19 protein-coding genes are annotated in these 24667 nt (G+C 72.9%); all 19 read left to right on the top strand.

Annotation, left to right across the window (positions count from 1 at the left end; all coding sequences use genetic code 11):
* Window positions 1–75 precede the first annotated feature (75 nt).
* The 19 genes from ACH4C6_RS17315 to ACH4C6_RS17225 all read left to right on the top strand — a co-directional run bounded on the left by ACH4C6_RS17315 (window position 76) and on the right by ACH4C6_RS17225 (window position 24518).
* Window positions 76–1410, top strand: coding sequence for an OFA family MFS transporter (locus ACH4C6_RS17315; protein ID WP_398109419.1), 1335 nt, complete (start codon window positions 76–78; stop codon window positions 1408–1410).
* Complete coding sequence (locus tag ACH4C6_RS17310) at window positions 1379–1519, top strand: hypothetical protein (protein WP_398109418.1); 141 nt, start codon at window positions 1379–1381, stop codon at window positions 1517–1519. The genes ACH4C6_RS17315 and ACH4C6_RS17310 overlap by 32 nt, the downstream gene beginning before the upstream one ends.
* Before the next feature lie 190 nt (window positions 1520–1709).
* A complete protein-coding gene (locus tag ACH4C6_RS17305) occupies window positions 1710–2648 on the top strand; it encodes a beta-ketoacyl-ACP synthase III (RefSeq protein WP_398109417.1) in 939 nt (312 codons plus the stop codon).
* A 147-nt stretch (window positions 2649–2795) separates the two neighbouring features.
* A complete protein-coding gene (locus tag ACH4C6_RS17300) occupies window positions 2796–3473 on the top strand; it encodes a GntR family transcriptional regulator (RefSeq protein WP_398109416.1) in 678 nt (225 codons plus the stop codon).
* A 228-nt stretch (window positions 3474–3701) separates the two neighbouring features.
* Window positions 3702–4883 (top strand): ROK family protein, encoded by a 1182-nt coding sequence (locus tag ACH4C6_RS17295; RefSeq protein ID WP_398109415.1) that lies wholly within the window; start codon window positions 3702–3704, stop codon window positions 4881–4883.
* Between the two features lie 237 nt (window positions 4884–5120).
* Entirely contained in the window at window positions 5121–6638 is a 1518-nt protein-coding gene (locus ACH4C6_RS17290; protein WP_398109414.1) for a sugar ABC transporter ATP-binding protein, read from the top strand.
* Window positions 6635–7654: an ABC transporter permease gene (locus tag ACH4C6_RS17285; RefSeq protein ID WP_398109413.1), complete on the top strand. Its 1020-nt coding sequence runs from the start codon at window positions 6635–6637 to the stop codon at window positions 7652–7654. The genes ACH4C6_RS17290 and ACH4C6_RS17285 overlap by 4 nt, the downstream gene beginning before the upstream one ends.
* 17 nt (window positions 7655–7671) lie before the next feature.
* Window positions 7672–8718, top strand: coding sequence for a substrate-binding domain-containing protein (locus tag ACH4C6_RS17280; protein ID WP_369194972.1), 1047 nt, complete (start codon window positions 7672–7674; stop codon window positions 8716–8718).
* A 55-nt stretch (window positions 8719–8773) separates the two neighbouring features.
* Window positions 8774–9985 (top strand): Gfo/Idh/MocA family protein, encoded by a 1212-nt coding sequence (locus ACH4C6_RS17275; protein WP_398109412.1) that lies wholly within the window; start codon window positions 8774–8776, stop codon window positions 9983–9985.
* Window positions 9986–9998: 13 nt separating this feature from the next.
* Window positions 9999–10997: a sugar phosphate isomerase/epimerase family protein gene (locus ACH4C6_RS17270; protein ID WP_398109411.1), complete on the top strand. Its 999-nt coding sequence runs from the start codon at window positions 9999–10001 to the stop codon at window positions 10995–10997.
* 262 nt (window positions 10998–11259) lie between these two features.
* Entirely contained in the window at window positions 11260–14982 is a 3723-nt protein-coding gene (locus ACH4C6_RS17265) for a ThuA domain-containing protein (protein ID WP_398109410.1), read from the top strand.
* Between the two features lie 96 nt (window positions 14983–15078).
* Window positions 15079–16392 (top strand): inositol-3-phosphate synthase, encoded by a 1314-nt coding sequence (locus ACH4C6_RS17260; RefSeq protein ID WP_398109409.1) that lies wholly within the window; start codon window positions 15079–15081, stop codon window positions 16390–16392.
* Window positions 16393–17042: 650 nt separating this feature from the next.
* Window positions 17043–17999, top strand: a complete 957-nt coding sequence (locus ACH4C6_RS17255; RefSeq protein WP_398109921.1) for an SCO3242 family prenyltransferase — start codon at window positions 17043–17045, stop codon at window positions 17997–17999.
* Complete coding sequence (locus ACH4C6_RS17250) at window positions 17996–19012, top strand: sugar phosphate isomerase/epimerase family protein (RefSeq protein ID WP_398109408.1); 1017 nt, start codon at window positions 17996–17998, stop codon at window positions 19010–19012. Before ACH4C6_RS17255 ends, ACH4C6_RS17250 begins: the two co-directional genes overlap by 4 nt.
* Window positions 19009–19710, top strand: coding sequence for an EboA domain-containing protein (locus tag ACH4C6_RS17245; RefSeq protein ID WP_398109407.1), 702 nt, complete (start codon window positions 19009–19011; stop codon window positions 19708–19710). The genes ACH4C6_RS17250 and ACH4C6_RS17245 overlap by 4 nt, the downstream gene beginning before the upstream one ends.
* A complete protein-coding gene (locus tag ACH4C6_RS17240; RefSeq protein ID WP_398109406.1) occupies window positions 19710–20615 on the top strand; it encodes a TatD family hydrolase in 906 nt (301 codons plus the stop codon). Before ACH4C6_RS17245 ends, ACH4C6_RS17240 begins: the two co-directional genes overlap by 1 nt.
* Window positions 20616–20618: 3 nt before the next feature.
* Window positions 20619–21788 carry a metabolite traffic protein EboE gene (gene eboE, locus ACH4C6_RS17235; protein WP_398109405.1) on the top strand — a complete coding sequence of 390 codons (1170 nt, stop codon included), beginning with the start codon at window positions 20619–20621 and terminating at the stop codon, window positions 21786–21788.
* Window positions 21785–23203 (top strand): nucleotide pyrophosphatase/phosphodiesterase family protein, encoded by a 1419-nt coding sequence (locus ACH4C6_RS17230; RefSeq protein ID WP_398109404.1) that lies wholly within the window; start codon window positions 21785–21787, stop codon window positions 23201–23203. The genes eboE and ACH4C6_RS17230 overlap by 4 nt, the downstream gene beginning before the upstream one ends.
* 115 nt (window positions 23204–23318) lie before the next feature.
* Window positions 23319–24518: a sugar phosphate isomerase/epimerase family protein gene (locus ACH4C6_RS17225; RefSeq protein ID WP_398109403.1), complete on the top strand. Its 1200-nt coding sequence runs from the start codon at window positions 23319–23321 to the stop codon at window positions 24516–24518.
* Window positions 24519–24667: the final 149 nt, after the last annotated feature.

Here is a 24667-nt window from a genome sequence, read left to right as displayed (position 1 = left end):
CCGGGTACCGCTCGTCGCACACGGATCGCGGACCGCCTTCTCAACGCGGTTACGGAGTCCTACCGTCCGGGTTTCATGAGTCCCCCCGTCGCGCCCCCGGGCTGGAGCCGCTGGCTCGTTCCGCCCGCCGCTCTCTCGGTCCACCTCTCCATCGGACAGGCCTACGCCTGGAGCGTGTTCAAGCCGCCGCTGGAGTCCGCGCTCGGCCTCAGCGGCACGCAGAGTGCGCTGCCCTTCCAGCTGGGCATCGTCATGCTGGGACTGTCCGCCGCGTTCGGCGGCACGCTCGTGGAGCGCAACGGCCCGCGCTGGGCCATGACCGTCGCCCTGCTCTGCTTCTCCTCCGGGTTCCTCCTGTCCGCGCTGGGCGCGTCGTCGGAGCAGTACTGGCTGATCGTCCTCGGCTACGGCTTCGTCGGCGGCATCGGACTCGGCATCGGCTACATCTCCCCGGTCTCCACCCTGATCAAGTGGTTCCCGGACCGCCCCGGCATGGCCACCGGCATCGCCATCATGGGGTTCGGCGGCGGCGCGCTCATCGCCTCGCCGTGGTCCGCGCAGATGCTGGAGTCCTTCGGATCCGACAGCTCCGGCATCGCGCTGGCCTTCCTCGTGCACGGGCTGTCGTACGCCGTCTTCATGCTGCTGGGTGTGCTTCTGGTCCGGGTCCCGCGTCCTGCCCCCGAGGAGCGGGCCACCGCGACGCAGCCCCCTCTCGGCCCGCAGGTCTCCGCGAAACAGGCCGTCCGCACCCCGCAGTTCTGGCTGCTGTGGGTGGTGCTCTGCCTGAACGTCACCGCCGGCATCGGCATCCTGGAGAAGGCCGCGCCGATGATCACGGACTTCTTCGCGGACACCTCCACTCCGGTGTCGGTGACCGCCGCCGCCGGATTCGTGGCGCTGCTGTCCGCGGCGAACATGGCCGGCCGCCTCGGCTGGTCCTCGACGTCCGACCTGATCGGACGCAAGAACATCTACCGCGTCTACCTGGGCGCCGGCGCCCTGATGTACACCCTCATCGCCCTGTTCGGCGACTCCTCCAAACCCCTGTTCGTCCTGTGCGCGCTGGTCATCCTGTCCTTCTACGGAGGCGGATTCGCCACAATCCCCGCCTATCTGAAGGATCTGTTCGGTACGTACCAGGTCGGCGCCATCCACGGGCGGCTGCTGACCGCCTGGTCCACGGCCGGGGTGCTCGGGCCGCTCATCGTGAACTGGATCGCCGACCGGCAGGAGGACGCGGGCCGGCACGGAGCGTCCCTGTACGGACTGTCCTTCGTCATCATGATCGGCCTGCTCGTCGTCGGCTTCGTGGCCAACGAACTGGTCCGGCCCGTCGCCCCGCGTCATCACATCCCGGCACAGAGGGAGGCCGCGCATGTCGAACGACAGCAGTCAGAGTCCGCCTAGCCCGGGCCGCCGGTGGCTGATCGCCTTCGCCTGGGTGTGGGTGGGGGTGCCGCTCGCCTACGGGCTGTACGAACTGGTCCGGAAGGCGACCCAGCTGTTCACCGGCTAGGGACGGTCGTCCGGACCGGGCCGGCCGGCAGGGCCGGGAGGTCGTTCGACAGGTGTCCGGACGTCCGAGGTGCTGACGGAAGCCGACAACCCGGGCGACCGTTTCCTGTCGCCTCGGCTGCCGTCGTACCCGTGAGTCACTGTTCAGACTGGTGGACCCGCTACCCAAGGCAACGAGGGGGACCCGCCCAATGAACGGCTCGCGCATCGCCGCCGTCGGCCACTACCAGCCCGCCAAGGTGCTCACCAACGAGGACCTGGCGGGCCTGGTGGACACCAGTGACGAGTGGATCAGGAGCCGGGTGGGCATCCGCACCCGCCACATCGCCGGACCCGACGAGCCCGTCGACGAACTCGCCGCACACGCCGCCGCCAAGGCCCTCGCCTCGGCCGGGCTGACCCCGGCCGACATCGACCTGGTGCTGGTCGCCACCTCCACCGCCGTCGACCGCTCGCCCAACGCGGCCGCGCGGGTCGCCGCCCGCCTCGGCGTCCCGCAGGCCGCCACCATGGACCTCAACGTCGTCTGCGCCGGGTTCACCCACGCCCTGGCCACCGCCGACCACGCCGTCCGCGCGGGCGGGGCGAGCCGGGCGCTGGTCATCGGCGCCGACAAGATGTCCGAGGTCACCGACTGGACCGACCGCAGCACCTGCGTCCTGGTGGGCGACGGGGCCGGGGCCGCCGTGGTGGAGGCCGCCGGCGAGGCGGGCATCGGGCCGGTGCTGTGGGGGTCGGTGCCCGAGATGGGGCACGCCGTGCGGATCGAGGGCACCCCGCCGCGCTTCGCCCAGGAGGGGCAGAGCGTCTACCGCTGGGCCACCACCCAGCTGCCCCCCATCGCGCGCCGGGCCTGCGAACGCGCCGGGCTCGCACCGGCCGACCTCGCCGGGGTCGTGCTGCACCAGGCGAACCTGCGCATCATCGAGCCCCTCGCCGAGAAGATCGGCGCCGTGAACGCGGTCGTCGCCCGCGACGTGACCGAGTCCGGCAACACCTCGGCCGCGAGCATCCCGCTGGCCTTCTCCAAGCTCGTCGAACAGGGCGCGCTCACCTCCGGCGACCCGGTCCTGCTGTTCGGCTTCGGCGGGAACCTGTCCTACGCGGGACAGGTCGTGCGCTGCCCCTGAGCGCCGGGTCGATGTGACGCGGTCGACTCCCCGAAGCCCTGGCACCGGTGCGCCGTAGACTGTAGACGAAAGACAATCGATACTGAATCCGCGGCGACACGGGCTTCCGCCGCGCTCCGCACGGCTCAGCCGAGGAGGGGGACCGCGATGCTGTCGACAGGACTGCCCCAGGGGGCGGTACCCAAGCTGGAACGCCCGGGACCGCTGCGCGACCGCGTCTACGAGGCGCTGCTCGAACTCATCACCACCCGCGCCCTCCAGCCCGGTCAGCACCTCGTCGAGAGCGAACTCGCCGGGCACCTGGGCGTGTCGCGGCAGCCCGTGCGCGAGGCGCTCCAGCGGCTCAATACCGAGGGGTGGGTCGATCTGCGGCCCGCCCAGGGCGCGTTCGTGCACGAGCCGACGGAGGAGGAGGCCGACCAGCTCCTCACGGTCCGTACGCTCCTGGAGGCCGAGGCGGCCCGGCTGGCCGCGGCGAACGCGGACAGCGCCGGCATCGCCGACCTGGAAGCCCTGTGCGCGGCAGGGGAGAAGGCCGTCGAGGCCGACGACGTGGACGGCGCCGTCGCCGTGAACGCCCGCTTCCACGCCAAGATCATGGAGCTGGCCGGCAACGCGGTCCTCGCCGAACTCGCCGCGCAGGTCGACCGGCGCGTGCGCTGGTACTACACGCCGGTGGCCCGGCAGCGCGGCGGGCAGTCCTGGATCGAGCACCGCGAGCTCATCGCCGCCGTGGCCGCGCGGGACGAGCAGCGGGCCACGCACCTGATGCGCGAACACACCGAGCACACCCGGCGGTCGTACCACGCGCGGGGGCGTTCCTAGGCACGGGACGGGCGGGCAGACGCCTGCCGGAATGTCCTCTTCGCCGGATGAGGGAAGGTCGTCTCCCCGTCTTTGTCCTCTGAGTGGAAAAAGTGGGCGGCAATTCCTGCGCGACTTCTTCCCAGCCCCGGCAGCCACTGCTACGTTCCCTCCGAAAGCACGCCACCGACGGTGGCGGAAAACCGGCGCGCAGAGGCCGAAAGAGGCGGGGAGGGGCTCGTGAGACGTATGACCGCACGACCCGGGAACGCTCACCAGGCCCGACTCCTCAGGCTGTTGCGCGACGGCGGCCCCAACTCCCGCGCCCAGCTGGGCGACCAGGTGGACCTCTCCCGGTCCAAGCTGGCCGTGGAGGTGGACCGGCTGCTGGAGACGCGGCTGGTCGTGGCCGACGGGCTCGCCGCCTCGCGCGGCGGGCGCCGCAGCCACAACATCCGGCTCAATCCCGAACTGCGCTTCCTCGGCGTCGACATCGGTGCGACCTCGATCGACGTCGCCGTCACCAACGCCGAGCTGGAGACCCTCGGGCACATCAACCAGCCCATGGACGTGCGCGAGGGACCGGTCGCGGTCTTCGAGCAGGTCCTGGCGATGGCGGCGAAACTGCGGGCCTCCGGGCTCGCGGAGGGGTTCGACGGCGCCGGCATCGGCGTCCCGGGCCCGGTCCGCTTCCCCGAGGGCATCCCGGTGGCACCGCCGATCATGCCCGGCTGGGACGGCTTCCCCGTGCGGGAGGCGCTCAGCCAGGAACTCGGCTGCCCGGTCATGGTCGACAACGACGTGAACCTGATGGCGATGGGGGAGCAGCACGCGGGCGTCGCCCGCACCGTCGCCGACTTCCTCTGCGTCAAGATCGGCACCGGCATCGGCTGCGGCATCGTCGTCGGCGGTGAGGTCTACCGCGGTACGACGGGCAGCGCCGGCGACATCGGGCACATCCAGGCCGTGCCCGACGGCCGCCCGTGCGCCTGCGGCAACCGAGGCTGCCTGGAGGCCCACTTCAGCGGAGCGGCCCTCGCCCGCGACGCCCTGGAGGCCGCCCAGCAGGGGCTCTCCCCGGAACTGGCCGCACGGCTGGAGACCGCCGGCGGCCTCACCGCCGCCGACGTCGCCACCGCCGCGGCCGCCGGGGACGCCACCGCCCTCGAGCTGATCCGTGAGGGCGGCAACCGCACCGGCCAGGTCATCGCCGGCCTGGTCAGCTTCTTCAACCCGGGCCTGGTGGTGATCGGCGGCGGGGTGACCGGCCTCGGCCACACCCTGCTCGCCGCGATCCGCACCCAGGTCTACCGCCAGTCGCTGCCCCTGGCGACCGGCAATCTGCCCATCGTCCTGGGCGAGTTGGGGCCCGCGGCCGGGGTGACCGGCGCGGCCCGGCTCATCAGCGACCACCTGTTCTCTCCCGCGTAGTCCCTCCCGACAGCACGGCAGCACAGCACCCGGCACAGCCCACCGCATCCCGGCACGCCCACCGCATCCCGACACGGCCCACCGCCCCAGTACGGCCCACCGCACGCACCCGCACCGCACCGCACCCGGTCCAGGCACGGCTCACCCGGCACGGCGCCCTGCTTCGCCCTGCCCTGCGCAGCACACGTCTGCCCGGCAAGCGCCCTGTCACCGGCCCGCCCGCCAAGGGGAATCCGCATGGCACCAGAACCACCGCTGCTCAGCATGTCCGGCATCACCAAGTCCTTCCCCGGAGTCCGGGCCCTCGACGGCGTCGACCTCGACGTCCTGGCCGGCGAGGTGCACTGCCTCCTCGGCCAGAACGGCGCCGGCAAGTCGACCCTCATCAAGGTCCTTGCCGGCGCGCACCAGCCCGACACGGGCGTCATCCGGTGGCGCGGCGAGGAGGTCACCCTCCGGTCGCCCATCGCCGCCATGCGGCTGGGCATCGCGACCATCTACCAGGAACTCGACCTGGTGGAGCACCTCTCCGTCGCGGAGAACGTCCACCTCGGGCACGAGCCGACCGCGGCCGGCTTCGTCGTCCGGGGCCGGGTGGCGAAGGAGTCCACCGCCGCGCTGCTGAAGCGGCTCGGTCACCGGGAGATCGATCCCGCCCGGCTCGTCGGGGACCTGTCCGCGGCGCAGCAGCAGATCGTCTCCATGGCCCGGGCGCTCTCCCACGACGTGCGGCTCATCGTGATGGACGAACCGTCCGCCGCCCTCGACCCGGACGAGGTGGACAACCTCTTCCGCATCGTCGGCGACCTGACCGCCGCGGGCGTCGCCGTCGTCTACATCTCCCACCGCCTGGAGGAGATCCGCCGCATCGGCGACCGGGTGACCGTGCTGAAGGACGGCCGGGCCGTGGCGAACGGACTGCCCGCCGAATCGACCCCGACCCGCGAGGTCGTGGCCCTGATGACCGGCCGCAACGTCGAGTACGTCTTCCCAGAGCGGCCCCTGACCCCGCCGGCCGCCGAGCCCGTCCTCACCGTGCGGGGGCTGTCGCGGCAGGGCGAGTTCGAGACGCTGGACCTGGAGGTGCGGCCCGGTGAGATCGTCGGCCTGGCCGGACTCGTCGGCTCGGGCCGCTCCGAGATCCTGGAGACGGTCTACGGCGCCCGCAAGCCGACGACCGGTCAGGTGCTGGTCGAGGGCCGGGTGTTGAAGCCCGGCAGCGTGCGCGCCGCCGTCCGCGCCGGACTCGGGCTCGCCCCCGAGGAGCGCAAGGCGCAGGCCCTGCTGATGCTGGAGTCCGTCACCCGCAACGTGTCGGTCTCCTCCATGTCCCGCTTCTCGCGCGGCGGCTGGGTCGACCGGGGCGCCGAACTCGGGGCCGCCCGGGCCGCCACCCGCGAACTGTCGCTCAGGCCCGACAACCCCTCCGTGCCCGTGCGGACCCTGTCCGGCGGCAACCAGCAGAAGGCCGTACTCGCGCGCTGGCTGCTGCGCGGCTGCAAGGTGCTGCTGCTCGACGAACCCACCCGAGGCGTCGACGTGGGCGCCCGCGCCGAGCTCTACGCGGTCATCCGCCGCCTGGCCGACGAGGGCCTGGCCGTGCTGCTGGTCTCCAGCGAGGTGCCCGAAGTGCTCGGCCTCGCCGACCGCGTGCTGGTCCTGCGCGAGGGCCGGGTCGTCCACACGGCGCCCGCGCGCGAACTCGACGAACACCGCGTACTCGACCTGGTCATGGAAGGAAGCCCGGCGTCATGACGCAGCCCGTCTCCCCGCCGTGGGACAGCAGCACCACGAAGGTGTCCCAGGCCCAGCCCCCCGCCTGGCGCGGCCTGATGGCCCGCGCCGACGTCCGCACCCTGTCCCTGCTCGGCGTCCTCGCCGTGCTGGTCCTCATCGGCGGGATCACCAAGCCCGACGAGTTCCTCGACACCCGCAACCTCCAACTCGTCCTCACCCAGGCGTCCGTGATCGGCGTCGTCACCGTCGGCATGACCTTCGTCATCGTCTCCGGCGGCATCGACCTGTCGGTCGGTGCCATCGTCGCCCTCGCCTCGGTGTGGGCCACGACCGTCGCCACCCAGGAGTACGGCTTCCTCGGCATCCTGTTCACGGCGGTCGTCGTCGGCGTCGGCTGCGGGCTGGTCAACGGGATGCTCATCGCCTACGGCGCGATGGTGCCGTTCATCGCGACCCTCGCCATGCTGGCCTCCGCCCGGGGCCTCGCCCTGCAGATCACCGACGGCAAGACGCAGATCGTCACCGTGCCGTCGGTCCTGGACCTCGGCGAGCGCGACGCCTACGTGCTGGGCGTCCCGCCGCTGGTGCTGGTGTTCGCCGTCGTCACGGTGATCGGCTGGCTGGTGCTCAACCGCACCACCTTCGGCCGCCGCACGGTCGCCGTCGGCGGCAACCCGGAGGCCGCCCGGCTCGCCGGCATCGACGTGCGCCGCCAGCGGCTCTACCTCTACCTGCTGTCCGGGCTGTGCTGCGGCATCGCCGCCTTCCTGCTGATCATCCTGTCCGGCTCCGGCCAGAACACCAACGGCAACCTCTACGAACTCGACGCCATCGCCGCCGCGATCATCGGCGGCACGCTCCTGACCGGAGGCCGCGGCACCATCACCGGCTCGGTCCTCGGCGTCCTGATCTTCACCACGATCACCAACATCTTCGCCCTGAACAACCTGCAGAGCGACGTCCAGCAGATCGCCAAGGGCGCGATCATCGTCGCCGCCGTGCTGGTCCAGCGCCGTACCGCGAGCACGACCTGAGGAAAGGGTTCACCGCCATGCCAGAGATCACCAGTCGCAGAGGGCTGCTCTTCGGGGCCGCCGCCGTCTCCGCCGGGGCCCTCATCACGGGGTGCACCAGCAACGAGCCGTCCGAGTCCAAGGACGAGCCGGCCGGGAACAACCAGCCGGCCGCCGACGACAAGCCGGGCAAGCAGGTCACCATCGGCTTCGCGGGACCGCAGGCCGACCACGGCTGGCTCAACGCCATCAACGACAACGCCAAGAGCCGCGCCGAGAAGTACTCCGACGTCACTCTGGAGATCACCGAGGGCTCCAACGACACCGCCCAGCAGATCGGCCAGATCGAGACCCTCATCAACAAGAAGGTCGACGTCCTGGTCGTGCTGCCCGCCGACGGCAAGGCCCTCACCCAGGTCGGTCTGAAGGCCATGCGCGCCGGCATCCCCGTCGTCAACCTCGACCGCATCTTCAACACCCCGCAGGCCTACCGCTGCTGGATCGGCGGCGACAACTACGGCATGGGGCTCAACGCCGGCCACTACATCGGCGAGAAGCTCAAGGACAAGAAGGACGCCCGCGTCATCGAGCTGGCCGGCCTGGACAACCTGGAGCTGACCAAGCAGCGTACGCAGGGCTTCGACGACGCCCTGAAGAACTACCCCAACATCAAGAAGGTCGCCCGCCAGGCCGCCGAGTTCACCGTCGAGTCGGGGCAGGCCAAGATGGCCCAGCTGCTCCAGGCGCAGTCGAAGTTCGACGCGCTGTGGAACCACGACGACGACCAGGGCGTGGGCGCGCTGCGCGCCATCGAGCAGGCCGGGCGCGACGACTTCCTGATGGTCGGCGGCGCCGGCGCGCTGTCCGCCTTCCAGGCCATCAAGCAGGACGACGGCGTGCTCAAGGCGACCGTGCTGTACCCGCCGACCATGGCGGCCTCCGCGATCGACCTCGCCCGCGCCCTCGGCCAGGGCAAGGGCATCGGCGGGCTCGCCGAGTTCGAGATCCCCTCGTCGCTCACGCTCTACTCGGCCGTCGTCGACAAGACCAACATCGACCAGTACATGTCCACCGGCTTCAAGTGATTCCGCCCGCACCCCCCACGTGCGCCATCCCCACCAGGACGAGGAGGACACCCGTATGGGACAGCCGCAAGCGCAGCCGGAAGGGACCGAGGCAGGGAAGCCACCCCTGCGCGTGGGGATGGTGGGGTACGCCTTCATGGGCGCCGCCCACTCCCAGGGGTGGCGCACCGCGGGCCGGGTCTTCGACCTGCCGATGGATCCCGTGATGGCCGTGATCTGCGGCCGGGACGCCGGCGCGGTGCGGGCGGCGGCCGGCCGGCACGGCTGGGCGTCCACCGAGACCGACTGGCGCGCCCTCGTCGAGCGCGACGACGTCGACCTGGTCGACATCTGCACCCCCGGCGACAGCCATGCCGAGATCGCGCTGGCCGCCCTGGCCGCGGGCAAGCACGTGCTGTGCGAGAAGCCGCTGGCCAACACCGTCGAGGAGGCCACCTCGATGGCCCGGGCGGCCGAGGAGGCGTACGGACGCGGCCAGATCGCCATGGTCGGCTTCAACTACCGCCGGGTGCCTGCCACCGCGCTGGCCCGCCGGATGGTCGCCGACGGCCGCCTGGGCAGGCTGCGGCACGTGCGCGTGACGTACCTCCAGGACTGGCTGGTCGACCCGCAGTTCCCGCTGACCTGGCGGCTGCGCAAGGAGCAGGCCGGATCCGGCTCGCTCGGCGACCTGGGCGCGCACATCGTCGACCTCGCCCAGTACCTGGTGGGGGAGCCGCTGGCGGGGGTCTCCGCACTGACGGAGACCTTCGTGCGCGAACGGCCCCTGCCCACCGGCGCCGGCAGCGGGCTGTCCGCGGTCACGGGGGCCGGTGCCGGGGAGGTCACGGTGGACGACGCGGCCCTGTTCACGGCCCGCTTCCCCTCCGGCGCCCTCGCCTCCTTCGAGGCCACCCGCTACGCCACGGGCCGCAAGAACGCGCTGCGCATCGAACTCAACGGCGAGCGCGGCTCGCTCGCCTTCGACCTGGAGCGGCTGAACGAACTGTCCTTCCACGACGGGACCGGGCCGGGCGCGGAGGCCGGCTTCCGCCGGATCCTGGTCACCGAACCCGACCACCCCTACCTGGACGCCTGGTGGCCGCCGGGCCACGGCCTCGGCTACGAGCACACCTTCGTCCACCAGGCCCGCGACCTCGTCCACGCCGTCGCCGAGGGACGCCGCCCCGACCCCTCGTTCACCGACGGGCTCCAGGTGCAGCGGGTGCTCGCCGCGGTCGAGGAGAGCGCAGAGAAGAACTCCGTCTACACGCCGATCGCCCTCTGAGGAGGCCCGCAGGATGCCGCGCACCTTCACCCTGTTCACCGGCCAGTGGGCTGACCTGCCCCTGGAGGAGGTCTGCCGACTGGCCCGTGACTTCGGCTACGACGGCCTGGAACTGGCCTGCTGGGGCGACCACTTCGAGGTCGACAAGGCATTGAGCGACCCCGGTTACGTCGAGTCCAGGCACCAGCTCCTCGACAAGTACGGCCTGAAGTGCTGGGCGATCTCCAACCACCTGGTCGGCCAGGCCGTCTGCGACGCCATCATCGACGAACGCCACCAGGCGATCCTGCCGGAGGCGGTCTGGGGCGACGGCGACCCGGAAGGGGTCCGGCAGCGGGCCGCGGAGCGCATGAAGGACACCGCCCGCGCGGCGGCCGCCTTCGGTGTGCGCACCGTCGTCGGCTTCACCGGCTCCGCCATCTGGCACCTGGTCGCCATGTTCCCGCCCGCGCCCGACGCGATGATCGAACGGGGCTACCAGGACTTCGCCGACCGCTGGAACCCGATCCTGGACGTCTTCGACGCCGAGGGCGTGCGCTTCGCGCACGAGGTCCACCCCAGCGAGATCGCCTACGACTACTGGACGGCCCGGCGGGCTCTGGAGGCCGTCGGGAACCGCCCGGCGTTCGGCCTGAACTTCGACCCCTCGCACTTCGTGTGGCAGGACCTCGACCCGGTCGGCTTCCTGTGGGACTTCCGCGACCGGATCTACCACGTCGACTGCAAGGAGGCCCGCAAGCGCCTCGACGGCCGCAACGGCCGGCTCGGCTCGCACCTGCCGTGGGGCGACCCGCGGCGCGGCTGGGACTTCGTCTCCGCCGGGCACGGCGACGTGCCCTGGGAGGACGTCTTCCGGATGCTGCGCTCCATCGACTACCAGGGGCCGGTCTCCGTCGAGTGGGAGGACGCCGGGATGGACCGGCTCCAGGGGGCGCCCGAGGCCCTGACCCGGCTGAAAGCCTTCGACTTCGAGCCGCCCAGCGCGTCCTTCGACGCGGCGTTCAACAGCTGATCGGGGCACCGGCGCAGGCCGGGGACCGGGGGCCGGCAGCACCGCCGGTCCCCCCTCCGACCTGCGCGGACACCGCTTTGTCCAGCGATGGGAAAAAGTTCAACCGATGCTGGCACAAGGGGTGTTCGCGCCGGACGGACCCGGTTACCGTCCTTGAAGTGTTCAGGACACACACATGTCCGGGGTGACGGCGCACCCCGGCGCCCGCACCGCACGTCTTCGACCCACCCCGTACGGCCCACCCCGTTCCCGGAGGGACTTCGTGCACAGAAGCAGAATCAGCACCACCCGCACCCCCAGGCGGCCCAGGCTTCGCACCTCTCTCGCTCTCTTCACCGGCCTGCTCCTGGCCGTGGGCACCCCGGCCGGCGTGGCCGGAGCCCACCCCGGCCACCCCGAGCACGACGGACCGGCCGCCGCCGAGGGGCAGTTCCAGCAGGTTCCGCTCGCCAAGGGCGAACCCGAGATGGGCGAGCCCATGTCGCTCGCCGTGCTCCCGGACCGCAGCGTCCTGCACACCTCGCGCGACGGCACACTGCGCCTGACCGACCAGGGCGGCGTCACCAAGGTCGCCGGCAAGCTCGACGTGTACAGCCACGACGAGGAGGGCCTCCAAGGCGTCGGCATCGACCCGGACTTCGAGAACAACCGGGCCATCTACCTCTACTACGCCCCACCGCTCGACACCCCCGCGGGCGACGCTCCGGAGACCGGCACCGCCGCGGACTTCGAGAAGTTCGACGGCGTCAACCGCCTCTCCCGCTTCACGCTGAACGCCAACGGCACGCTGAACGTGGCCAGCGAGAAGAAGGTCCTGGACGTCGCGGCCTCCCGAGGCACCTGCTGCCACGTCGGCGGCGACATCGACTTCGACGCGGACGGCAACCTCTACCTGTCGACCGGCGACGACACCAACCCCTTCGCCTCCGACGGCTACACCCCCATCGACGACCGGCCGAACCGCAACCCGGCCTTCGACGCCCGCCGCAGCTCCGGCAACACCAACGACCTGCGCGGCAAGATCCTGCGCATCAAGGTCGCCGAGGACGGCTCGTACACCGTCCCGGAGGGCAACCTGTTCGCCCCCGGCACCGAGAAGACCCGCCCCGAGATCTACGCGATGGGCTTCCGCAACCCGTTCCGGATGAGCGTCGACGACAAGACCGGCACCGTCTACGTCGGCGACTACGGCCCCGACGCGGGCGCCGCCGACCCCGAGCGCGGCCCGGCCGGACAGGTCGAGTTCGCCAAGGTCACCAAGGCCGCCAACTTCGGCTGGCCCTTCTGCACCGGCGACAACGACCCGTACGTCGACTACGACTTCGCCACCAAGGAGTCCGGCGAGGCCTTCGACTGCGCCGCCCCGAAGAACACCTCGCCGCACAACACGGGCCTGGTCGACCTGCCGCCCGCGCAGGCCGCCTGGATCCCCTACGACGGCGGTTCCGTACCCGAGTTCGGCAGCGGCTCCGAGTCCCCGATGGCCGGACCGGTCTACCGCTACGACCCCGACCTCGACTCCGGCGTGAAGTTCCCCGAGGCCTACGACGGCGACTTCTTCGCCGGTGAGTTCGGCCGCCGCTGGATCAAGCGGATCGAGCAGAACGACGACGGCACGGTCGCGAAGATCAACGACTTCCCGTGGACCGGCACCCAGATCATGGACATGGAGTTCGGCCCCGACGGCGCGCTCTACGTCCTCGACTACGGCGTCTCCTGGTTCCAGGGCGACGAGAACTCCGCGCTGTACCGCATCGAGAACGCCGAGGACGGCTTCTCCCCGATCGCCGAGGTGAGCGCCGACAAGACCTCCGGCGCGGCCGGCCTCAAGGTCAGGTTCACCGCCTCCGCCAAGGACGCCGACTCCCCGCAGCTCACCTACAGCTGGGACTTCGGCGACGGCACCAAGGGCGAGGGCCTCACCCCCACCCACACGTACAGGAAGGTCGGCACCTACAGCGCCACCTTCACCGCCAAGGACCCCGAGGGCAACACCGGCAACGCCAGCGTGCGGATCGTCGTCGGCAACACCGAGCCCAAGGTGCGCATCGACGTCCCCGGCAACGGCTCCCTGGCCGCCTTCGGTGAGCCCGTGCCCTTCAAGGTGACCGTCACCGACCCCGAGGAGACCGTCGACTGCTCCAAGGTCAAGGTCGCCTACAGCCTCGGCCACGACTCCCACGCCCACGAGCTGACCAGCGAGACGGGCTGCGAGGGCACCCTGAAGCCGCCCCCCGGTGACGGCGGCCACGACCCCAACGCCAACATCTACGGCGTCGTCGGCGCCAGCTACACGGACTCCGGCGCCAACGGCCAGGAGGCGCTCACCGGCACCGCCCGCACCGTGCTCCAGCCGCTGCACCGCCAGGCCGAGCACTTCACCAAGCAGTCCGGCGTGTCCGTCGTCGACAAGACCGGCGCCAACGGCGGCAAGACCGTGGGCGACGTCCACGACGGCGACTGGATCTCCTTCAGCCCCTACCGCTTCGACGGGCAGAAGAAGGTGACCGTACGGGCCTCCTCCGGCGGCGCGGGCGGCTTCGTCGAACTGCGCACCGGCTCGCCCGAGGGCCCGCTGCACGGCTCGGCCTACATCCCGCCGACCGGCGGCTGGGAGACCTTCCAGAACGTCGACGTGCCCCTGAGGGCGCTGCCCAAGAAGACCACCGACGTCTACCTGGTCTTCAGGGGCGGCGAGGGCGCGCTGTTCGACGTGGACGACTTCGAGTTCTCCACGCAGCCGTTCAAGGGCGGCAAGAAGGTCCTGGTCTTCTCGAAGACCGCGGGCTTCCGCCACGACTCCATCCCGGCCGGCATCACCGCGCTGAAGGAGCTCGGCGCCCCGGCCGGCATCACGGTCGACGCCACCGAGGAGGCCAGGCAGTTCACCACCACCAACCTCGCCAAGTACGACGCGGTCGCCTTCCTGTCGACCACCGGCGACGTGCTCGACGCCGCGCAGCAGAAGGCGTTCGAGGACTACGTGGCGGGCGGCGGCGGGTACCTGGGCATCCACGCGGCGGCCGACACCGAGTACGACTGGGAGTTCTACGGCGGCCTCGTCGGTGCCTACTTCGACTCGCACCCGGCCATCCAGAAGGCCACCGTCCGCGTCGAGGACCACGACCACCCGGCCACCACGCACCTCGGCGACGCCTGGGAGCGCACCGACGAGTGGTACAACTACCGCACCAACCCGCGTGAGCAGGCCAAGGTCCTCGCCACCCTGGACGAGACCACCTACCAGGGCGGGAACATGAAGGGCGACCACCCGATCGCCTGGTGCCAGAGCTACGGCGGCGGCCGCTCCTTCTACACCGGCGGCGGCCACACCAAGGAGTCCTACACCGACGAGGCGTTCCGCGCCCACCTGCTCGGCGGCCTGCAGTACGCCACCGGCCAGGTCAAGGCGGACTGCAAGCCGAGCAAGGACTACCGGAAGATCTTCAACGGCCAGACCCTGGACGGCTGGAAGCAGGCCGGTCCCGGCAAGTTCGTCGTCAAGGACGGCGTGATGGAGTCCGAGGGCGGCATGGGCCTGCTCTGGTACCAGGCCAAGGAGCTGAAGTCGTACTCGCTCAAGCTCGACTGGAAGATGCGGGGCGACGACAACTCCGGCATCTTCGTGGGCTTCCCGGCCTCCGACGACCCCTGGTCCGCGGTGGACAAGGGCTACGAGATCCAGATCGACGCCACGGACGCGCCCGACCGCACCACGGGCGCCGTCTACTCCTTCAAGTCGGCCGACATCAAGGCCCGTGACCAGGTCCTGCGGCCGCCCGGCCAGTGGAACTCCTACGAGATCAAGGTCCGCGGCGAACGCCTCCAGGTGTTCCTCAACGGAGTCAAGATCAACGACTTCACCAACAAGGACCCCGGGCGGAGCCTGACCGACGGCTACATCGGCCTGCAGAACCACGGCGCCGGCGACAAGGTCGCCTTCCGCAACATCCAGTTGAAGGAACTGCCCGTCAAGGGCGACTGAAACGGCGGCGGGCGGGGGACGCCGGACCCCCGCCCGCCGTCTCCCTCCCCACCGTCTCCCTCCCCACCGGTTTTGCGCACGACCAGGAGGCTGCCCATGTCCGCGTCCCTCTCCCGACCGCGTGTGGGGGTGTGGCTGATCGGAGCCCGCGGCTCCGTCGCCACCACCGTCGTCACGGGGTGTGCCGCCGTCACGGCGGGACTGCACCCGCCCACCGGCATGGTCACCGAGACACCCGCCTTCGCCGACAGCGGCCTGCCCGCCCTGTCCGACCTCGTCTTCGGCGGCCACGACACCCTCGACTGTCCCCTGCCCAAGCGGGCCGAGTCCCTCACCGCGGGAGGCGTGCTGCCGCCGGGCACCGCCACCGCCGTCGCCGCGGAACTCGCCGCCGCCGACCGGGAGATCAGGCCCGGCGGCCCCACACCCGGCGACACCCGGAGCGAGGCCGAACTGATCGCGGCCTTCGCGGACGACATCCGCGACTTCGCCCGCCGCCACGGGCTGGAGCGGACCGTGGTGGTCAACGTCGCCTCCACCGAACCCGCCTCCGCGGGCCCCGGCACCCCGCTCCCCGCCAGCACCCTCTACGCCCTGGCGGCCCTGCGCGCCGGCTGCCCCTACGTCAACTTCACGCCGTCCGAGGGCATGCACCACCCCGTCGCCGCCCGCGAGGCCGGGCGCAGCGGCCTGCCCCACGCGGGCCGGGACGGCAAGACCGGCCAGACCCTGCTGCGGGCCGTCCTCGGGCCGATGTTCGCGCAGCGCGCGCTGGCGGTCCGGGCCTGGTCCGGCACGAACCTGCTGGGCGGCGGCGACGGCGCGGCCCTCGCCGACCCGGCGGCCGCCGCGGCGAAGAACGCCGGCAAGGAACGCGTCCTCGCCGACACCTTGGGGACGGTCCCCGAGGGGGAGGTCCACATCGACGACGTCCCCGCCCTCGGCGACTGGAAGACCGCCTGGGACCACATCGCCTTCGACGGCTTCCTCGGCACCCGCATGGTCCTGCAGACCATCTGGCAGGGCTGCGACTCGGCGCTCGCGGCACCCCTGGTGCTCGACCTCGCCCGGCTCACCGCCCGGGCCCACGAGAAGGGCCTGGCGGGCCCCCTCGGCCCCCTGGGCTTCTACTTCAAGGACCCGGTGGGCGAGGGCCCCTCCGGGCTGTCCGAGCAGTACGAGCAACTGACGCGCTTCGCACGGAGCCTGGGGCGGTCGGAGGGGGAGAGCGGTGACACGCCGGTGCCCGGACGAGTCGAGGACGAGCGCTCGGACGCGAGGGGGGCGGCGCGGGGCGGCGGGGAGAGCGGTGGTGCCTCGGGTAACACGTCTGCGGGCGAGCAGAGACGTGCCGCTCGGGCGGTGAGGGGCGCCGAGGGAACGGCCGAGGGAACGGGGGACCCCCGGTGACCCTGCGCCGGATCCCGCCCCCCGACCCGTCCGAGAGCGACCGGCTTGCGGCTGCGGCCACCGGCTCGTCGCGCGCCGCTCGGCCCGCGACCGCCGCGCCCGGCTCGTCCGCCGGTGCCGGTCCCGACACCGCCGGTGCCGACACGCCCGACGGCGGTCGACCCGCCGTCGCGGCCTCCGACCCGTCGCACGAGGACTGGGCGGCGGCTGCTGCGTTCGGTCGGCTCGACGACGGCGGGCCTGCGGCCGCCGCTCCCGACTCGTCCCCGGGCGGCGGCCCTGCGGCTGCTGCTCTCGGCTCGTCCGGTGGGGACGGGCCTGAAGCCGTCGCCGTCGACGCGTCACACGGCGGCCGGTCCGCGGCGGTCGCTTGCGACCCGTCCAGCGGCGGCGGGCCTGCGGCTGCTGCTCCCGACGCGTCCCGTGGTGGCCGACCTGCGGATGCAGCTCCGGGCTCGTCCGGTGGGGGCGGGGCCACAGCCGCCGTCTGCGATCCGTCTGGCAGCGGTCGGTCCACGGACGCCGCTTCCGACCCGTCCCACGGTGGCCGGTCCGCGGTCGTCGCCGCCGAAGCCCCCGCCCCCGGCGCGGCCCCCCGCGCCGGCGTCCGTGCACGGCGTGCTGACCGGCGGCGTGCCTGGGCGGAACTCCTGCGGCTGCCCGCCCTGTTCAGCGTCCCCGGTGACGCCCTGGCCGGTGCCGCCGCGGCCGGGGCCGCGCCCAACGCGCGCACGCTGCTCGCCGTCGGCTCCTCGCTCTGCCTCTACGAGGCCGGCATGGCCCTCAACGACTGGGCGGACCGCGAGGTCGACGCCGTCGAACGCCCCCACCGCCCCCTGCCCTCCGGCCGGGTCCGCCCCGGAGCCGCCCTCGCGGCGGCCGGTGCACTCACCGGCGCGGGGCTGGCCCTGGCCGCGGCCGCCGGCCGCCCCGCCCTGGCCGTCGCCGCCCCCCTGGCGGCGACCGTCTGGGCGTACGACCTCGGCCTGAAGCACACCCCTGCCGGGCCCGTGGCCATGGGCGCGGCCCGAGGGCTGGACCTGCTCATGGGAGCCGCGGCCACCACCGGCCGCACCCGTCCGGCCGTGCCCTCGGCGGCCCTGCTGGGCACCCACACCCTGGCCGTGACGACCGTCTCCCGCCAGGAGGCACAAGGCGGCTCACCCCTGGCCCCCTTGGCGGCCCTCGCGGCGACCGCGCTGCTGACCCGGCACACGGCCCGCCGGCCCGGCCCGCCGGCACACGACCCCGCGAGGTCCGCGGGCCATGGACCGCGCCCCGGGCCGACCGGACACCGAGGGCTCCGGGGACAGGCCGCGTCGCTCGCCACCGCCCTCGCCGGACGGCCAGGGCGCCCGGACCCCGCCGCCCTGCTCACCACCGCCCTCGTGGCCGCCTACGCCGCCGGCACCGCCCGTCCCTACGTCCACGCCGCGCTGAACCCCTCGCCCCCGCTCACCCAGCGCGCCGTGGGCGCCGGCATCCGGGCCACCATCCCCCTCCAGGCCGCCCTGGCCGCCCGCGCGAAGGGCCCGGTCAGCGCGGTCCTCGTCGCCGCCCTCGCCCCGCTCGGCGCCCGTCTCGCGAAGAAGGTGAGCGTCACATGAGCTCCGAGGTCCCCGGGCCCGACAGCGGCCGGAACCGTACGACCGGTGCCCCCGCCGCACACCCCGACGACCCGCCCTCCTCCCTCCGCTTCGGTTACGGCACCAACGGACTCGCCGACCTCCGTCTCGCCGACGCGCTGTCCCTGCTCGCCGACCTCGGGTACGACGGGGTCGGGCTGACCCTCGACCACATGCACCTGGACCCGCTCGCGCCCGACCTGGCCGCCCGCACCCACCGGGTCGCGAAGCGGCTGGACGCACTCGGCCTGGACGTCACCGTGGAGACCGGGGCCCGCTACGTGCTCGACCCGCGGCGCAAGCACGGCCCGTCCCTGCTCGACCCGGACGCCGGCGACCGCGCCCGCCGCGTCGACCTGCTCGTCCGGGCCGTCCGGGTCGCGGCCGACCTGGGGGCCCTCGCCGTCCACTGCTTCAGCGGCGTCGTGCCCGACGGCACCGACACGGACACCGCGTGGAAGCGTCTCACCGAGGCCCTCACCCCCGTCCTGGAAGCCGCCTCCGCCGCCGGCATCCCGCTCGCGGTCGAACCGGAACCCGGCCACCTGCTCGCCACCCTCGCCGACTTCCACCGCCTGCGCACGGCCCTCGGCGACCCCGAACCCCTCGGACTCACCCTCGACATCGGCCACTGCCAGTGCCTGGAGCCCCGGTCGCCCGCCGAGTGCGTACGCGAGGCCGCCCCCTGGCTGCGGCACGTGCAGATCGAGGACATGCGCCGAGGGGTGCACGAACACCTCCCGTTCGGGGACGGGGAGATCGACTTCCCGCCGGTCCTGGCGGCCCTCGCCGCCACCGGCTACCAGGGCCTGACCGTCGTCGAACTGCCCCGGCACTCCCATGAGGGGCCCCGGCAGGCCGAGCGGTCCCTCCCGTTCCTCCGCCACGCCGAGCAGGCCGCGGCCCACCCACCGCACCGGCCCGCCCCGGCCTCCCCGCAGTCCGCGCCACCCCACGGCGCTCCCTCCGCATCCCCTGAAGGGAGCAGCAGATGACAGGCACCCGCGCCTCCCACGCGGCGAGAACCGCCGGCACCGGCGCCACCGCCTCCCCCTCGCTCGACGACCTCCGCCGGCGACTCACCGCCCACCTCGAACCGGCCGCCCGCGCCTGGCTCGACCACGCCCTCGACGAAGCCGCCGCCCACCCCGGCCTCCACGGGCCCATCTCCGTGTGGGAGCTGCGCCTCGCCGAGGCCGGGCGCCGCTGCGGGGCCGCCCACGCCGACGCCGCCCGCGTCCTCATCCTGGACGCCGCCCGCGCGGACACCGAGGCCCTGACCCGGGTGTACTTCCAGGGCACCGCCGACGAACGCCGGGCCGTCCTGCACGCCCTGCCCCACCTCGTGCCCGGCCCCGCCGCCCTCCCGCTCGTCGAGGACGCCCTGCGCACCAACGACACCCGGCTGCTCGCCGCCGCCGTCGGCCCGTACGCCGCCCGGCACCTCGACCCGCACGCCTGGCGCCACGCCGTACTGAAGTGCCTGTTCACCGGCGTCCCCGTCGAACAGGTGGCGGACCTGCCGGAACGCGCCCGGAGCGACGGCGAACTCGCCCGCATGCTGGCCGACTACGCCGCCGAGCGCACCGCCGCCGGCCGCGCCGTCCCCGAGGACCTGCACCGCGTCCTGGACCTGACCGAGTCCGTGCCCGGCACCCCCGGCCCGGACCACCCCCACGGCAAGGAGTCCTGATGCGCATCTTCGACCCCCACATCCACATGACGTCCCGCACCACCGACGACTACGAGGCCATGTACACCGCCGGTGTGCGCGCCGTCGTCGAACCCTCCTTCTGGCTCGGCCAGCCCCGGACCTCCCCGGCCTCCTTCCGCGACTACTTCGACGCCCTGCTCGGCTGGGAACCCTTCCGCGCCGCCCAGTACGGCATCGCCCACCACTGCACGATCGCCCTCAACCCCAAGGAGGCCAACGACCCGCGCTGCACGCCCGTCCTGGACGAACTGCCCCGCTACCTCGTCAAGGACAACGTCGTCGCCGTCGGCGAGGTCGGCTACGACTCCATGACCCCCGCCGAGGACACCGCCCTCGCCGCGCAGCTCCAACTGGCCGCCGACCACGGCCTGCCCGCCCTGGTGCACACCCCGCACCGCGACAAGCTCGCCGGGCTGCGCCGCACCCTCGACGTCGTCCGGGAGTCCGCCCTGCCCGCCGGCCACGTCCTGGTCGACCACCTCAACGAGACCACCGTCAAGGAGGCCAAGGACAGCGGCTGCTGGCTCGGCTTCTCCGTGTACCCGGACACCAAGATGGACGAGGAGCGCATGGTCGCCGTCCTGCGCGCCTACGGCCCCGAGCAGGTCCTGGTCAACTCGGCCGCCGACTGGGGCAGGAGCGACCCGCTGAAGACCCGCAAGGTCGGCGACCTGATGCTGGCCGAGGGCTTCGACGAGGACACCGTCGACCAGGTGCTGTGGCGCAACCCCGTCGCCTTCTACGGCCTCAGCGGCCGGCTGCGCCTCGACGTCGCCGGCACCGGGGCCACCCACGAGGGCAACTCCATCCTGCGCGGCGTCCCCAAGGACCCGCAGGACCCCGCCCCGGCCGCACCGGTCCGCGTCCCCGCCGCGGAGGCGTGAGCCATGCGCTTCCGCCACCCCGACGGCTCGACCGTCCACCTCGCCTACTGCACCAACGTCCACCCCGCGGAGACCCTCGACGGTGTCCTCGCCCAGCTGCGCGACCACTGCGAACCCGTCCGCCGGCGCCTCGGCCGCGACCGGCTCGGCATCGGGCTGTGGCTCGCCAGGGACGCCGCCCACGCCCTCGTCACCGACCCCTCCGCCCTGCGCGCCCTGCGCACCGAACTCGACCGGCGCGGCCTGGAGGTCGTCACCCTCAACGGGTTCCCCTACGAGGGCTTCGGCGCCGAGGAGGTCAAGTACCGCGTCTACAAGCCGGACTGGGCCGACCCCGAGCGCCTGGAGCACACCACCGCCCTGGCCCGCGTCCTGGCCGGGCTGCTGCCCGACGACGTCACCGACGGCAGCATCTCCACCCTGCCCCTCGCCTGGCGCACCGCCCACGACGAGGAGCGGGCGGAGCGGGCCCGCACCGCCCTGCGCACCCTCGCCGAACGCCTCGACGCCATCGAGGAGCTGACCGGCCGCTCCCTGCGCATCGGTCTGGAACCGGAGCCCGGCTGCGTCGTCGAGACCACCCGCGACGCCATCGCCCCGCTCACCGCGATCGGCCACCACCGCATCGGCGTCTGCGTCGACACCTGCCACCTCGCCACCTCCTTCGAGGACCCGCACACCGCCCTGGACGCCCTCACCACCGCCGGCGTCCCCGTCGTGAAATCCCAGCTCTCCGCCGCCCTGCACGCCGAACACCCCCATCTGCCCGAGGTCCGCGAAGCCCTCGCCGCCTTCGCCGAACCCCGCTTCCTGCACCAGACCCGCACGGCCACCGCCGCCGGGCTGCGCGCCACCGACGACCTCGACGAGGCCCTCGCGGGCCACGCCCTGCCCGACGCCGCCCCCTGGCGCGCCCACTTCCACGTCCCGCTGCACGCGGCCCCCGCCGCCCCCCTCACCTCCACCCTCCCGGTCCTGAAGGCCGCCCTGACCCGGCTCGTCGGCGGCCCGGCCCCCCTCACCCGCCACCTGGAGGTCGAGACCTACACCTGGCAGGCCCTCCCGCCCGAACTGCGCCCCAGAGGGCGGGCCCAGCTGGCCGAGGGCATCGCCGCCGAGCTGACCCTCGCCCGCGACCTGCTGACCGACCTCGGCCTGAAGGAGCTGCCATGAGCACCCACGAGCCCCCGGACCCGGCCGGCGCGGAGCCCGGCCGTCCCGTCCCGCTCCTCGTCCTGGACGTCGTCGGTCTCACCCCCCGGCTCCTCGACCACATGCCCCACCTCAAGGCCCTCGGACAGTCCGGCTCCCGCGCCGCCCTGGGCACCGTCCTGCCCGCCGTCACCTGCGCCGCCCAGTCCACCTTCCTCACCGGCACCATGCCCTCGGAACACGGCATCGTCGGCAACGGCTGGTACTTCCGCGAACTCGGCGACGTCCTGCTGTGGCGCCAGCACAACGGCCTCGTCGCCGGGGACAAACTCTGGGACGCCGCCCGCCGCGCCCACCCCGGCTACACCGTGGCCAACATCTGCTGGTGGTACGCCATGGGCGCCGACACCGACATCACCGTCACCCCCCGCCCGGTCTACTACGCCGACGGCCGCAAGGAACCCGACTGCTACACCCGGCCCCCCGCGCTCCACGACGAACTCACCGAGAAACTGGGCACCTTCCCCCTGTTCCACTTCTGGGGACCCGGCGCCGACCTCGTCTCCAGCCGGTGGATCATCGACGCCACCCGCCACGTCATGCGCACCCGGCACCCCGACCTGACGCTCTGCTACCTCCCTCACCTCGACTACGACCTGCAGCGCTTCGGCCCCGACGACCCGCGCTCCCTGACGGCGGCGACCGACCTGGACACCGCGCTCGCCCCGCTCCTGGACGACGCCCGCGCCGAGGGCCGCACCGTCGTGGCCCTGTCCGAGTACGGCATCACCCGCGTGCACCGGCCCGTCGACATCAACCGCGCCCTGCGCCGCGCCGGACTGCTCGAGGTACACACCCAGGACGGCATGGAGTACCTCGACCCGATGGCCTCCCGCGCCTTCGCCGTGGCCGACCACCAGATCGCCCACGTCTACGTGCGCCGCCCCGAGGACCTCGACGCCACCCGGGCGGCCCTCGACGGCCTGCCCGGCATCGAGCAACTCCTCGACGACGAGGGCAAGAAGGCGCACCACCTGGACCATCCGCGCGCCGGCGAACTCGTCGCCGTGGCGGAACCCGACGCCTGGTTCACGTACTACTACTGGCTCGACGACGACCGGGCACCCGACTTCGCCCAGCTCGTCGAGATCCACCGCAAGCCCGGCTACGACCCGGTCGAGCTCTTCATGGACCCCCTGGACCCCTACGTGAAGGTCAAGGCGGCCACCGCGCTGGCGCGCAAGAAACTCGGCATGCGCTACCGCATGGCGGTGGTCCCGCTGGACCCCTCGCCTGTTCGCGGCAGCCACGGCCGCCTTCCGCTCGGCGACGACGACGGTCCGCTGCTCATCTGCTCCACCCCCCGCGCCGTCGGCGACCGACTCGCGGCCACCGACGTGAAACAACTCCTGCTCCGGCTGGCCGGACTCGGCTGACAGCGCACCCCGCGCAGTCGCCGACGTCCGACTACCGAGAGCGAAACACACGGCACTGACAACGGCCGGTCCCGGCGGCACCGGAACCGGCCACGACCGAGAAGGCAGGCCACCCGTGACCCCGTACCCCGACCCTTCCCGCACCGACGCCGCCACCGCCGCAGCCCCGGACGAGGACCTGCGCCGCAGCCTCGGCGTGAACCGGCGCCGCTTCCTCACCACGTGCACCGCCGTGGCGGCCGGAGCCGTCGCGGCCCCCGTCTTCGGCGCGGCCCCCGCCCTGGCGCAGGACCGCGGCAGAGACCACGACCACGGACACGGGCACGGGCGGGGCCACGTCCTCGTCCCGCCGCACAAGCGCGGCATCATCCTCTACACGGTCCGTGACGCCACCGCCCGCGACCCCCTCGCGAGCGACCTGCCCTCCGGCTTCCGCGAGGTGTTCAGGCAACTGGCCCGCCACGGCTACCGGCAGGTCGAGTTCGCGGGCTACCGCCAGCACGCGAACGCGCCCGGCGGCGACAACCTGGAGACGGTCCAGGGCGCCAGGCTGCTGCGCTCCTGGCTGGACGACCACGGTCTGCGCGCCCAGGGCAACCACGGTTTCATCCCGTCCTCCTGGCCGCTCACCGCAGCGGACAAGGACACCTTCAAGAAGCACCTGGAGATCGCCAACATCCTCGGCATGGACCACATGGGCACCGGCGGCGACCCCACCGGAAGCTCCTACCGTGCCGACTGGGACGTGGCCGCCGACAAGTGGAACGCGCTCGGCGAGATCGCCCGCCGCGAGGGCATCAAGCTCTACACCCACAACCACGACAGCGCCTACGGCTTCCTGCTGGACGGCGGCCCGCTGGACGACCAGGGCCGGCCGACCCGCAGCTCGGGCATCCGCAAGCTGGAGTACTTCCTGAAGGTCACCGACCCGCGGCTGGTCTGGCTGGAGATGGACATCTTCTGGGCGCACGTAGCCCAGTACAAGTTCCACACCTACACCGCGCACGACGGCACCACCCGCAGGAGCGTGTTCGACCCGGCCGCCCTGGTCACCCGCCACAACAAGCGCTACCCGCTGTTCCACGCCAAGGACGGCGTCGTCAGCACGACCAACGGCATGGGCTGGGACATGGTGCCCTTCGGCACCGGGGACATCGACTACACGACCTTCTTCTCGAGGGTCGGGCGGACCGACTACCGCAACCCGATGGTGGAGGACGACAACTCGCCGAGCGCCACCGACCCCGCGCAGTCGCTGCGCGAGGCCAAGATCAGCTACGACAACATGGCGGCCCTGCGCAAGCGGCGCCGCTGACCGCGGACACGGTCCGGGCGGCCCCCCCCCCCGGGCGCCGGGGGGGCCCCCCCCCCCCGGCCGGCCCGGGCGGGCCCGCGCCCAACACCCCCCGCCGGCCCCGCTTGGGGCGGACCCGCCCCGGCCACGGCCGGACCCGCCGGGGGCCG

Origin of the sequence: Streptomyces sp. NPDC017943 (assembly GCF_044328425.1) — a bacterium.
Taxonomy (GTDB): domain Bacteria; phylum Actinomycetota; class Actinomycetes; order Streptomycetales; family Streptomycetaceae; genus Streptomyces; species Streptomyces djakartensis_A.
Note: the sequence above shows the minus strand (reverse complement) of the source record. Positions and strands in the feature narration are given on the sequence as shown.